12 protein-coding genes and 1 pseudogene are annotated in these 12,240 nt (G+C 41.2%); 7 read left to right on the top strand and 6 right to left on the bottom strand.

The genetic code is table 11. The features are described from left to right. Window positions 1-434 precede the first annotated feature (434 nt). Window positions 435-1,007 (bottom strand): peptidylprolyl isomerase, encoded by a 573-nt coding sequence (locus C3F22_RS14300; protein WP_104426782.1) that lies wholly within the window; start codon window positions 1,005-1,007, stop codon window positions 435-437. Between the two features lie 215 nt (window positions 1,008-1,222). Between C3F22_RS14300 and C3F22_RS14305 the strand changes: the two genes are divergently transcribed. Further along, on the top strand, window positions 1,223-1,900 hold the full coding sequence (locus C3F22_RS14305; RefSeq protein ID WP_104426783.1) for an acetoacetate decarboxylase family protein: 678 nt from the start codon (window positions 1,223-1,225) through the stop codon (window positions 1,898-1,900). A gap of 45 nt (window positions 1,901-1,945) precedes the next feature. Here the strand turns inward: C3F22_RS14305 and C3F22_RS14310 are convergent, their stop codons facing one another. Next, window positions 1,946-3,016 (bottom strand): alpha/beta hydrolase, encoded by a 1,071-nt coding sequence (locus C3F22_RS14310; protein WP_104426784.1) that lies wholly within the window; start codon window positions 3,014-3,016, stop codon window positions 1,946-1,948. 213 nt (window positions 3,017-3,229) lie between these two features. Between C3F22_RS14310 and C3F22_RS14315 the strand changes: the two genes are divergently transcribed. From C3F22_RS14315 to C3F22_RS14340, 6 genes are all read left to right on the top strand, one after another. Next, window positions 3,230-3,724 carry a hypothetical protein gene (locus tag C3F22_RS14315; protein ID WP_104426785.1) on the top strand — a complete coding sequence of 165 codons (495 nt, stop codon included), beginning with the start codon at window positions 3,230-3,232 and terminating at the stop codon, window positions 3,722-3,724. 722 nt (window positions 3,725-4,446) lie between these two features. Then, complete coding sequence (grpE, locus tag C3F22_RS14320) at window positions 4,447-4,995, top strand: nucleotide exchange factor GrpE (protein WP_104427027.1); 549 nt, start codon at window positions 4,447-4,449, stop codon at window positions 4,993-4,995. A gap of 118 nt (window positions 4,996-5,113) precedes the next feature. Further along, the gene (gene dnaK, locus C3F22_RS14325) at window positions 5,114-7,054 is read left to right on the top strand and encodes a molecular chaperone DnaK (protein ID WP_104426786.1); all 1,941 of its coding nucleotides are present in this window, start codon (window positions 5,114-5,116) and stop codon (window positions 7,052-7,054) included. Window positions 7,055-7,220: 166 nt separating this feature from the next. Next, a complete protein-coding gene (locus tag C3F22_RS14330; protein WP_228127210.1) occupies window positions 7,221-7,616 on the top strand; it encodes a hypothetical protein in 396 nt (131 codons plus the stop codon). Between the two features lie 119 nt (window positions 7,617-7,735). Then, on the top strand, window positions 7,736-8,641 hold the full coding sequence (locus tag C3F22_RS14335) for a matrixin family metalloprotease (RefSeq protein ID WP_104426787.1): 906 nt from the start codon (window positions 7,736-7,738) through the stop codon (window positions 8,639-8,641). Between the two features lie 111 nt (window positions 8,642-8,752). Continuing rightward, the gene (locus tag C3F22_RS14340; protein ID WP_162835342.1) at window positions 8,753-9,130 is read left to right on the top strand and encodes a hypothetical protein; all 378 of its coding nucleotides are present in this window, start codon (window positions 8,753-8,755) and stop codon (window positions 9,128-9,130) included. 59 nt (window positions 9,131-9,189) lie between these two features. On the opposite strand, the gene erpA is transcribed toward C3F22_RS14340, so the two are convergent. The 4 genes and pseudogenes from erpA to C3F22_RS14360 all read right to left on the bottom strand — a co-directional run. Continuing rightward, a complete protein-coding gene (gene erpA, locus C3F22_RS14345) occupies window positions 9,190-9,525 on the bottom strand; it encodes an iron-sulfur cluster insertion protein ErpA (RefSeq protein WP_004780362.1) in 336 nt (111 codons plus the stop codon). A 116-nt stretch (window positions 9,526-9,641) separates the two neighbouring features. Beyond that, on the bottom strand, window positions 9,642-10,655 hold the full coding sequence (locus tag C3F22_RS14350; RefSeq protein WP_104427028.1) for a putative solute-binding protein: 1,014 nt from the start codon (window positions 10,653-10,655) through the stop codon (window positions 9,642-9,644). A 194-nt stretch (window positions 10,656-10,849) separates the two neighbouring features. Continuing rightward, on the bottom strand, window positions 10,850-11,860 hold the full coding sequence (locus C3F22_RS14355; protein WP_104426788.1) for a putative solute-binding protein: 1,011 nt from the start codon (window positions 11,858-11,860) through the stop codon (window positions 10,850-10,852). A gap of 254 nt (window positions 11,861-12,114) precedes the next feature. After that, a pseudogene (locus C3F22_RS14360) lies at window positions 12,115-12,225 on the bottom strand (putative solute-binding protein); the annotation flags it as partial. Between the last annotated feature and the right edge of the window lie 15 nt (window positions 12,226-12,240).

The following is a 12,240-nucleotide window of genomic DNA, read 5'->3' on the forward strand; positions in this document are numbered from 1 at the left end:
AATCATTTCGAGTTTTATAAGTAAAACTCTTAAACTTGGCTCATCAATTTCCTGACTTAAATTTCGCTCAAATAAACTTCGAGTAATTTCTACCATTCAATCAATGAAAATAATTTCGATCAATCAACCAGTAAAAATCCACACAAGTTGTTCTTCATAATCTCTTAATGATCTTTCTAACATCTCGTCAATGCCAGAAGCTGGACTCCGATAAACTTAACAACTCAGCAATCTGCTTCGTTCGTTTCCGTCTATCTCGTCGGTATGAGCTCATTATAGGGCAATTTCCTACACAAGCAAGTGCTTTTAACGCACACCAATCATGACTGTTTCATTTTTATGCACCAAATTGGTTCATTTTTCTACCAATTGTTACATAAGTTCATAATATTCCAAAGAAAATATAAACAAAACATTTATGTTTTATTTTTCACTTACTTTTTCACGCTTGGTGCTTTAATAGTCACACTGTTAATTTTTACTGCTGTTTTCGGGACGTCCTGATGCATGCCATAGTTCTGAGTAGGTACTTGAGCGATCTTATCGACTACCTCCATACCTTTAGTAACCCGCCCAAATACCGCATATCCAGCATTTCTTGGTGAACGGTCCAGAAAACTGTTATCTACCAGGTTAATAAAAAACTGCGCTTTAGCCGAATTAGGATCATTGGTACGTGCCATGGCCAAAGTGCCACGTTTGTTTTGCAAACCATTATCTGATTCATTCTTGATTGAAGCTTTATTATTGGCTTTTTCCTGCATGTTGAGATCAAAGCCTCCGCCCTGAATCATGAAGCCTGGAATAACCCGATGGAAGATGGTTCCTGTATAGAAGTTGCTTTTGACATATTCTTCAAAGTTTTTCACCGTAATCGGTGCTTTGTCATTAAAGAGTTCAATTTCGATATTACCGGATGAGGTCTTCATCTCGATCAGGGTATTGGCAGCAAAACTTGGCAAGCTAAATGCGATCAACGCGATAGCAGATAATGATTTTTTTAACATTTTTTAACTCATCTACTGATAAAGAAAGGTTGAGATTCACAACATATTAATCTTTCATGACTAATGACTAATGACTAATGACTAATGACTAATGACTAATGACTAATGACTAATGACTAATGACTAATGACTAATGACTAATGACTAATGACTAATGACTAATGACTAATAATGCAGTGACCTGCCGACTAAAGACAAGAGAATAATAATGAGCCATGCATTACTACAGGGCATTACTACAGGAGAAAAGCGTCCATCAATTTCCGCCCTGGCATTTGCAGGGGGAGGGTTTTATTCTGAATTACTGGATTACCCCTCATTTCATTCGTGAATTTCAGAGTTTTCGGATTGCGCCATCTCCACTCGGCCGTGTCGTTCAGGTTCTATTGGTGCGCTATCATCATTCTCCTGTGGGTCCTTATGATGAATTGCTGATTATGGATCATCCTTTAATTAGCAGACGGCGTCTTTCGACTATTCCGAAAATTTATGTCTCTACTCATGAATCTATTGTGCATGGTCAGCACTTGTGGGGCATTCCTAAAGAATATGCAGAGTTTGATTGGCAAGAACAGGGGCAGGAAACGATTTGTCGCATTACTCATCGTGGGCAAAGCATGACGCTTCGTCTTAAAAAACCTAAATCTCCTCGTTCCTTCTATTTAAATAGTCATCATCTTCCAAGCTCCATGCTAAAAATCCGGCAAACCTGGAAATCCCAACATTATCAGTTTAGCCCTCAATTCCGCGGTTATTTATCCAAGCTTACTCAGGCAGAGTGGCAAGATACTCAGAATATATTTCCGGATTTTTCTAAGGCTAAATATTTACAAAGCTTTTATGTGCCTAAATTCAATCTGGTCTTTCCAGAAGCCAAGATCCATAAAAAATAAAAAAGGTGTTTCACGTGAAACACCTTTTTTACATCTATTTTTGAATCAGATCTTTTTGTCTAGAAATTTACGGAAATTCTTGCTGAGTTCGATGACCTGCTTTTTCGAACGTTTATGAATTGGGGTCAGATTGATAAAACCATGTGCCTGATCCGTATATTCCTGATAATACACTCGTACCCCATTCTCACGTAACTTCAGTGCATAGATTGAACCCTCATCATGTAACACATCATGACGGGCAGTGATCACATAGGCAGGTGGCAGATTTTTCAGTTCACCATAGGTCGGTGAAATCAGCGGATCGTCCAGTTCGACTTGATGTGTTTCAGCATATAGCTTGGTCACCAGATCAATATCCTGAGCTGAAAGTACCAAGCCTTGATTGTATGCATAAAAAGAAGGATGACGGCTTTTAAAATCGACAGCCGGGTAAAGCAATAACTGTGCGCGAGGCGCATAGATTTTATCGGCACTCCGCTGCGCAACCACTGCCGCCAGATTTCCACCTGCACTATCCCCTGCCACTACAATCTGGTTTTTATAGATTTTCAACTGCTTGATGTTTTGATGTACCCAAGCCAGAGCATCTTCACAGACCTGTACCATCTGCAAAGGACTGTATTCTGGCGTTAGCGGATAAGCCACGCTGAGCACTTGCACCTTGGCATGCACCGCCAATAAACGGCAGAACTCATCATGTGTATCCAGACCACCCACTATAAATGCACCGCCATGATAGAAAATGACCATCGGCAATTTTTTCTGTGGTGCCGGATGATAATGTCGGGCAAAGATAGTGCCATTTTGCAATGGCAGACGCAGATCCTCGACTGCCTTGACCGGTGTCGGTTTTGCCTGAATAGCTTTCATGCGTTCATCAAACAGTTGACGTGATTGCACCGCATCTTCACTAATAAAACTGTGCTGTCCCTGTTTGATCTGAGTCGCCATCAAGCATTTTATATAAGGATCCAAATCAGGATAGTCATAAGGATAATCCAATGCTTTTACCAGACGTTCTTGTGCAAAGCTCGGCAGGCAATCCAGCAAACGTGCTGCAGCACCCTGCTCCTTATCCATTACAAATTTCGTGACCGGATTATTCGCACCCATGAGTTTTCATCCTTTTCCCATAATTCTTCATTTTTTCTACATGATCAGGGTTTTAGTGACCATATTCTTATATAAGTCTTAATATCAATGTACATAGCTCATCTGCCAAATACGCTAACCTGAATTTAATCAAATGTCATTGATAGTTTAAGTGAGATTTTTACAGCACTTTTGCGACTTTAATGTAGAAGTCTGTATAAAAGGAGATAGCTTATGGCGATAAAAATAATAACGGTATCTTTAGCCACTGCATTTTTAGCCGTAGGCTGTGTGGCTTTTCCTGATGATGGTTATTATGATGGACGTTATGACCGTCGCGATCGAGGTTATGATTATCGTTATGATCAAGACCGTCGCTATGACCGGCAACGCTGGGAATACGAACAGCAGCGTAAAAGACTGGAACTGGAACGTCGCAAAAATATTCAGCAGCGTAACTGGGAACAGGAACGGCGTCGGCAAATAGAACTGGATCGTCGTAAAACTCAGCTGGAACGACAACGTCTGGAACAGCAACGCAAGAATCTGAGTAATCAGCGTCAGAAACAGGCTCAGGCCGAACGTAAACGTCGCCAGCAGCTGGAACAACGTAAGAATGTGGCAGAACAGCAGCGAAAACGGGTTCAGCAAAACCGCTCCAATAATCCACGCTGGAATGATCAGCGACGTAAACAGGAACAGCAGCGACCACGTAATCGTCGCGATTAGGCAGAATATAAATAAACAGAGAAGCTCTGATTTAAATCAGGGCTTTTTTATGGACTGAGTTTTATGGTTTTGATCTCATTCTAGTTATTTTCTTTTAATAGAAGAAATGTTTTCACTCAGCATAGTCTTGATTAAGATGATCCCATCTTATAAGTCGAAAAACCGTAACAAATCTCAGGCAAAAAAAGGCTTATCTAGAGAAAAGATAAGCCACGAAAACACATTTCTAAAAAAGAGAAGAAACTACAGCGATAGAATCTGAAATGAATAATATAGCGTTGCTCATTTTTTGTGTAATACTTTATTGCTTGGTTATTAATCGCTTTTATGTCTAAAAAATAATCTGGACAAAAAAAGCCGGACCCTGTGTGAGGGATCCGACTGGAAAAAACAGTTTAAAAAATAAGGCAACAGCAACCTGGTTCAGCTCTCTCCTCAGAACAAGGTCGCTGTTAATGACGCTATGATGCACCGGTCTTAAAAATATTTAAAACAGATAAAAATTATTATTTCTATCTAAAAATACGATGCTGCTTTTATTAAAGTCATTAAATCCAAATAAATCCTAAAATTAATCTGTACTTGTGCTTGAATTTTTTGCCCCTGCCCCGATTTCTTTAAATAATTAAAAATTTCAATCATGGCAGTTCAGTATTAACGCAGTTAACTCTGACGCCCAAGGACTGTACATGTTTAAGAACCCATTTAAACGGAGTAAATCAATGGCAACTGAGCAGAACGAACAAGCTCAAGATCTTGAGCAAGAGCAAGCGACACAAGAGATAGAGCAAACTCAAGCTGAACCTGAGCAAGTAGAAGTTACCGTTGAATCTTTACAAGAGCAGATTGCACAACTTGAAGGTGACTTAAAGTTAGAAAAAGCACGCACTGCCAATGCAGTTTACGAAGCACAAAAAAGTGTAGAACGTATCCAGCGTGAATCAGAAAAGCATAAAGACACTGTTCTGGAAAAGTTCTCTAAAGAACTGCTAGATACAGTAGATAACCTGGAGCGCGCGATTGTTGCTGCAGGGGAAGAACAGGGCCCATTACGTGAAGGCGTAGAACTGACGCTGAAAGCGTTGCTCAATACACTAGAGAAATTTGGTGTAGTCGCAGTTGATACCGCAAATGGTTTTAATGCTGAATTGCATCAGGCAGTCGGTATTGATCCAAATGCCAAATCTAATGAAATCGGTACAGTCTTGCAAAAAGGCTATGCCCTCAATGGTCGTTTATTACGTCCTGCAATGGTCATGGTTGGCGCTTAAGCGAAATAAATCGGGAGTTTGTGAAATTTTTTCTAAAAATTTACTTGAAAAAAATTGAACGGCTCTCATATCGGATAACAAGTGTAAATCACAAAAAAATTTTTGAGGAAACATCCAAATGGCTAAAATCATTGGTATTGACTTAGGTACTACAAACTCATGTGTTGCAGTACTTGAAGGCGACAAAGTTAAAGTTATCGAAAACGCTGAAGGCGCACGTACAACTCCATCTATTATTGCGTACAAAGATGGCGAGATCCTTGTTGGTCAATCAGCTAAACGTCAAGCGGTAACCAACCCTAAAAACACATTATTCGCGATCAAACGTCTGATCGGTCGTCGTTATGAAGACCAGGCAGTACAAAAAGATATCGGTCTGGTTCCTTACAAAATCCTGAAAGCTGACAATGGCGATGCTTGGGTTGAAGTAAACGACAAGAAACTTGCTCCACAACAGATCTCTGCAGAAGTTCTGAAAAAAATGAAGAAAACTGCAGAAGACTACCTGGGTGAAACAGTCACTGAAGCGGTGATTACTGTCCCTGCTTACTTCAACGATGCACAACGTCAAGCAACTAAGGATGCAGGTAAAATTGCAGGCCTAGAAGTTAAACGTATCATCAACGAACCAACTGCTGCGGCGCTTGCGTTCGGTATGGACAAGAAAGAAGGCGACCGTAAAGTTGCGGTATACGACTTGGGTGGTGGTACATTCGACGTTTCAATCATTGAAATTGCTGACCTTGATGGCGACCAGCAAATCGAAGTGTTATCAACTAATGGTGATACCTTCCTTGGTGGGGAAGACTTCGATAACGCATTGATCGACTACTTGGTTGAAGAGTTCAAGAAAGAACAAAATGTGAACTTGAAGAACGATCCACTTGCGTTACAACGTCTGAAAGAAGCAGCTGAAAAAGCAAAAATCGAGCTTTCTTCTTCTAACGCAACTGAAATCAACCTTCCATACATCACTGCAGATGCGACTGGTCCTAAACACTTAGTGATCAATGTAACTCGTGCAAAACTTGAAGGTTTAGTTGCTGATCTTGTAGCTCGTACCATCGAGCCTTGTAAGATTGCGCTGAAAGATGCAGGTCTTTCAACTTCTGACATCTCTGACGTAATTTTGGTAGGTGGTCAGTCTCGTATGCCACTTGTACAACAAAAAGTACAAGAATTCTTCGGTCGCGAGCCACGTAAAGACGTGAACCCGGACGAAGCAGTCGCAATGGGTGCTGCGATCCAAGGTGCGGTATTGTCTGGTGATAAAACTGACGTACTTCTTCTTGACGTAACTCCACTAACTCTTGGCATTGAAACCATGGGTGGCGTGTTGACTCCAATCATTGAGAAAAACACGACGATTCCTGCGAAGAAATCTCAGGTGTTCTCAACTGCTGCGGACAACCAGCCTGCTGTAGACATTTCAGTTTACCAAGGTGAACGTAAAATGGCTCAACAAAACAAATTGTTGGGTAACTTCCAGTTAGGCGACATCCCACCTGCTCCACGTGGTGTGCCACAAATTGAAGTATCGTTCGACATCAACGCGGATGGTATCTTGAAAGTATCTGCGAAAGATAAGAGCACTGGTAAAGAGCAATCTATCCAGATCAAAGCAAACTCAGGTTTGTCTGATGCTGAAATCGAAGCAATGATCAAAGATGCTGAAGCGAATGCTGAAGAAGACCGTAAGTTCGAAGAGCTTGCAAAAGCACGTAACGAAGCGGATGCGCTAGTTTCTTCTGCTCAAAAAGCAGTAAAAGATCTTGGCGAACAAGTGACTGCTGACGAAAAAACTGCAATCGAAACTGCGGTTTCTGAGTTAGAAGCGTCTACGAAAGAAAATGATGTTGAAGCAATCAAAGCGAAAACTGAAGCATTGCAAAACATTATTATGCCGATCACTCAACGTGCTTATGAAGCAGCTCAAGGCCAAGGCGGTGCACAAGGTTTCGATCCTAATGCATTCCAAGGCGGCGAAGGCCAAGCCCAAAAAGCAGATGACGGCGTAGTTGATGCTGAATTCACTGAAGTAAAAGATGACAAAAAATAATTTGTCACTTTGAGAAAAAGACCGCATTTTATGCGGTCTTTTTTTTGCTCAATGCATAGGCAATAGAATCTTTTTTAATTAAACTATAATGAAATAAATAACTTAAAAATAAAAATGTATGCAGAATTTTATTAAGCTTTTTCTTCTGGCTTCCGGGCTTGCGATCATGCTGCTCTACCCGATGGGCAATCTGCTTCTGATCTTACCGCCGAATGTGGTACTAGCACCTTTTAATTACCTGCAAACCTTCGGAATTGAAGCTTCTTTTTCCTTAGGCTTTCTGATTGCCATCATTGTGTTGCTGATCCTGGCTGTACCTCAACGTTACCCTTCTGGAAAAGGTTTTATCATTCTAGGTATTGGATTGCTGAGCTATATTATTTTCCAGATCTTTAAATCTGAAATCACGCTGTATGCCTTTAATCACCAAACCAGACATTCCTATAATCTGAAATATTTAATTGAATTTATGATCTTCTTATTGAATGGTATAGGCCTTGGTTTTATTTATCATTCCAATATGCCAAGACAGGTTGAACAGTGGAAAGGTAAAAAATCATAATCTAACCTGAGCAGAACCGTGCATAAGCACGGTTTTTATTGCCACTCTTTATCGCTCTGACGCTAGGATTTTGCTGTTTTTTTAGCTACATTGAGCCAAACAATATTTAAAAAAATACTATGCGTCTTTTAAGCTTTCTGGGGATTGTCGTTTTCATTGTGTCACTGTTTTTGCATCTACAAACCAAGACCCATCCACAATTAAAATTTAATTCCCTGGCTGACCGTTTGACCCATCCTTTTGATACCCGCCTACGTTTCCGGATTGACCAAGTCGATCCGGGTTTTGGCCTGACCCGTGATGAGGTCATTCAATTAGGTCAGGAAGCGATTCAGATCTGGCATGAAGGGACCAATCGCGATGATCTGATGGTCTATGATGAGAATGCTCAGCTGGCCATTCAACTGATCTATGATCAACGCCAACAGGACTATGAAGCCTTTAAAAAGGTCGAAAAAAAGTTACTTGCCGATGAAGCCAGATATCAGCGTGAAGTCAGCAATCTGCAAGTTTCGCAAAAAAATCTGGAAGATCAGCAGCAACGCCTGATCCAGCAAAAAAGTCAGCTTGAATTTGAATTTCAAACCCTATTGCAACGCCGTCAACAGGCCAACTCATCTGCCGAGCGTGAACAGCTTCAGTATGAGATGGAAATGCTCAAGCCTAAACTGGAAAGTTTTAAGCGCGAATATGCCTATCTTCAGGCACAGCTATCTTCATTTAACCAGCAGGTTTCTGTTCATCAAAATAGTGTGCAAAGTCATCAGCGAAATATCAAGCAGGCCCAGCAGCGCTTTCCCCCACGCCAGTTTCATAAAGGCATTTTTATGGGAGATAAGATCCAGATTTACCAGTTTGATGCCAAAGATGATTTACGTTTAACTTTGGCACATGAGCTGGGCCATGCCTTGGGCCTCTATCATCATAATGATCCGGAAGCCTTGATGTATCCCGTATTGGGTGAACAGAATCTGCAAGATTTCAGACTGCGTCCGGCAGACAAGACCTTGTTGTATACCCGATAAAATTCAGGTTTTAATTCCCTATATTATTTATGTGTTTAGGCTAGTAAAAATACAACCTGGTTTCATTTCATGTTATTGTGAAGAACAGTAGGACGTCTTAGGCCAACTTTCTTGGAGATTCATGTGAGTTACTACCATATTTTAATTGAAGTAAATGACCACATTAGTACGATTGATGAAACCCGTGATATCGAGATCTTTGATATCGAGGATATTCAACCTTATCTTCATTCAATTTTGCTGCCTTATTTCAATGAACAGCTGATCGAGCTGGATGATGAAAATCTTGAATTTAAGGATATTTTGCATCTGCAGGTGAAACAGACCTTATTGCCGATCAATGACTTAATTGAAGAGGAACAACGTCTATTGCCGAGCGATACAGACATTACCATTACAGCCTACGAGATATTTAATAACCGTGAACTGAGTCAGGATGTCACTACAGTGATTTTTGACCTGCTTGAAGCGGTCAAACTGGAAAGCTAAGCTTTCTTCAGACATAAAAAAGTCCTCATATGAGGACTTTTTTATCGACTCAATAGGGATTAGATCGAGAATGAAGATCCACAACCACAGGTCGTTGTAGCATTCGGGTTTTGTACCACAAAACGTGAACCTTCCAGACCTTCAACATAGTCAACCACTGAACCAACCAGATATTGATAGCTCAGAGAATCAACCAGCATTTTGACATCACCATTGACGAATTCTGCATCATCTTCATTTTGGCTTTCTGCAAAGTTAAAGCCATAAGAGAAACCTGAACAGCCGCCACCGGTGACATACACACGGAGCATTAAGTCTTGGTTACCTTCACTGTCACGCAACTGGCGTACTTTATTTGCGGCATTGTCGGTGAGCACAAGCGCTTGAGCATTCATGGCGGATTCCTCTGTTGAATGGAATGTCTTTAAAAAGAAAAGACCATATTTCAAGTATAACACACTCAATATATGGTCAGTCTGTAGAGATTAAAAGTCAAATCAGAGTAATTTTATCAGGATTGTTTATAGTTCTCATCCTGTAATGCACATTCGAAGTTTTTCGGATTCTGCTTGCAGCGGAATTGCCAGAGTAACTTCATCATGCGTTTGTCATAAATACCGCGTTTGGTCAGATCAATCCGCGAATCACGCATCAGCTTTTGGTAACCTGGCTTATCTGCCTCCGGAATATCCATCCAGTATTTAGATGGAATATCTGCCTTCATCTTACCTAAAATACCAAAAGCACGTGGTAACTGGCTCTTCACCCATTCACGTGATTTTTGTCCATATCCTGCCGGGAATTTATCCGGACGAATAATGATATTACCAGTGACCTGCAACACCGGATAATTCACAATAGCACCCTTGCTTCCCAAACCTTTATGCAATTCTAATGGTTTAAATACGGCAGCTGGCGCACCAATAATATCGACCTGGCCATTGTTAAATTTAGAGCCAAAGTTGGTCACATCAGCGCTGACTGCCTGTGCACCCACTTGTTGAACCATGATTTTTTGTGCTTCGTCATAGTCGAGTACAGCAATTTTTTTACCTGCTGCTTTCGCCACAGTATTAATACTTCGGTCATTGACCATCAGAAAGGCATCGCCTACCGGAATCACCCCTGCGACTTCATATTTGCCTTGAACCATGAGCTTGGCAAAGGTCGGACTTGCTAGGCCTTGCATGACTTTTACCGCCAGGTTCAAATCTGGAATCGCGCCAATCGCATCGAGTGAACCGGTAAATCGGTTGAACTGACGGCCGCGCATACCAGTGACACTGATCCCGTCACATTTACCGGCCTTAAAATCTTCTGCGACGACGGCTTCATTGGTATTTACCCTGAGCTCGATATCAGCACCCCAGTTTTTTGCGGCCAGCTGATAGTCTTTCATTACGGCATAGACGTCACCATTTTTGCCGACCAGATCGAATACACATACCACCTGTTTAGCCTGCGCCAGACCTGAAACTGCCGTGAGTGCTGCACCTACAGCCAGGGCTTTCCATCCTCTCTGCATCATTTTGCTTTCCTTGATTGCCTTGTTTTTGTTATCTGCTTTAAGTGCTACATGTTATTGTTTTTTATACTAAACATGAAAGCATTATTTTTAATCAGCTTAACTGCTTTGCTGTGATCTGCAATGGCAGATCTGACTTTGTTTAATATAAAAAAAGCTTAGATAAATCTAAGCTTTTTTCCTTAAAAATCAAATTATTCACCAGAAAGTGAACATTCAAAGTTGGCTTTATCGACAGAGCAACGCGCACGTTTCAGTACCGACATCATGCTGGCATCATAGATTCCACGCTTGGTCATATCCATACGCCCTTCACGTAATAACTTCTGGTACTTGGTTTTATCTTCTGCACTCAGATTCAGCTTATATTTCGCTGGAATACCGGCTTCCAGACGATTAATCATCGCCATGCTCTTAGGCAGATTTTTAATGAACCAGTCACGAGACTTCTGGCCGAAACCAGCTGGGAATTTTTCCGGACGAATCACAAAGTCAGAGGTAACATGCAGTACCGGGAAGTTAAACATCGCACCGCTATTGCCCAAACCTTTATAGATTTCGAGTGGCTTGTACGCATACGCCGGTGCGCCCACCATATCGACCTGACCATTATTAAACTTGGCCACGAAGTTGGATACATCAGACACTACAGCCTGAGCACCTACACGTTGAACCATGATTTTTTGCGCATCATCATAGCCAAGAACTGCAAACTTCTTGCCTGCTGCTTTTTCAATAGAGTTAATATTTTTGTCACGCACAAAGATAAAAGCTGAACCCAGTGGCGCAATCCCGGCCACCTCATATTTTTTACCGCCCATGGTCGTGACCATTTTAGCCGCATTACGCTTATCCAAAGCGAAGCTAATCGCACGCTGCACAATGGCATTACTTGGTGCGCCACCTAAGGCATCGATTGAACCAGCAAACTTGTTGTATTGACGGGCACGCATAGCAGTCATGAATACACCATCACATTTGCCAGCCTTGAAATCATTGTCAGCGACGGCTTCATCCTGACGGGCGATCAGATTGATATCTGCGCCCCAGCCTTTTGCTGCCAGCGCCCATTCCTGAGCCATCTGGAAAGACTCGCCAGATTTACCAAGTAGGTCAAACACACAGATATCGACCCTTTCTGCATGTGCCACACCTGCAAAACCAAATGCAGAAAATGCAGCCAATGATAAGAGTGTTTTTTTCATTTTAGTTATCCTTTGAAATCTTGTTGTTAGCTGAGTGTCCGTACACGCGTCAAATATTAAGCAAATTTATTTCAAAAAAATAGAGCTTTTACTCCAGATAAAAGCGGCTTTTTGGCCTATAAAGATAAATCAGCTTTTTCTGATTTCTTTCATCTTATTTTTTTATAAATATATCAGTATCTTAATATTTTAACTTGATTACTTTGAATTACATTTCATTCGATGTAGTTACAAAGATATACATGATTTTAAAACTATTCACCACTAATTGAGCATTCGAAATTAGTTCTTTCTACAGTACAGCGTGCCCGTTTTAATACGGTCATCATGCCAGCGTCATAGATACCCTGCTTGGTTAAATCCAGGTGGTGTATCAAAAA

Source organism: Acinetobacter sp. ACNIH1, assembly GCF_002934695.1.
Lineage (GTDB): Bacteria > Pseudomonadota > Gammaproteobacteria > Pseudomonadales > Moraxellaceae > Acinetobacter > Acinetobacter variabilis.

Bases quoted from the DNA above. Each gene is read 5' to 3' on its own strand.
- erpA (WP_004780362.1), bottom strand. From the start codon at position 9,525: ATGAATGCTCAAGCGCTTGTGCTCACCGACAATGCCGCAAATAAAGTA.
- C3F22_RS14305 (WP_104426783.1), top strand. From the start codon at position 1,223: ATGCATTACTACAGGGCATTACTACAGGAGAAAAGCGTCCATCAATTT.
- C3F22_RS14355 (WP_104426788.1), bottom strand. From the start codon at position 11,860: ATGAAAAAAACACTCTTATCATTGGCTGCATTTTCTGCATTTGGTTTT.
- C3F22_RS14300 (WP_104426782.1), bottom strand. From the start codon at position 1,007: ATGTTAAAAAAATCATTATCTGCTATCGCGTTGATCGCATTTAGCTTG.
- dnaK (WP_104426786.1), top strand. From the start codon at position 5,114: ATGGCTAAAATCATTGGTATTGACTTAGGTACTACAAACTCATGTGTT.
- C3F22_RS14310 (WP_104426784.1), bottom strand. From the start codon at position 3,016: ATGGGTGCGAATAATCCGGTCACGAAATTTGTAATGGATAAGGAGCAG.
- C3F22_RS14315 (WP_104426785.1), top strand. From the start codon at position 3,230: ATGGCGATAAAAATAATAACGGTATCTTTAGCCACTGCATTTTTAGCC.
- C3F22_RS14330 (WP_228127210.1), top strand. From the start codon at position 7,221: ATGCTGCTCTACCCGATGGGCAATCTGCTTCTGATCTTACCGCCGAAT.
- C3F22_RS14335 (WP_104426787.1), top strand. From the start codon at position 7,736: ATGCGTCTTTTAAGCTTTCTGGGGATTGTCGTTTTCATTGTGTCACTG.
- C3F22_RS14350 (WP_104427028.1), bottom strand. From the start codon at position 10,655: ATGCAGAGAGGATGGAAAGCCCTGGCTGTAGGTGCAGCACTCACGGCA.
- grpE (WP_104427027.1), top strand. From the start codon at position 4,447: ATGGCAACTGAGCAGAACGAACAAGCTCAAGATCTTGAGCAAGAGCAA.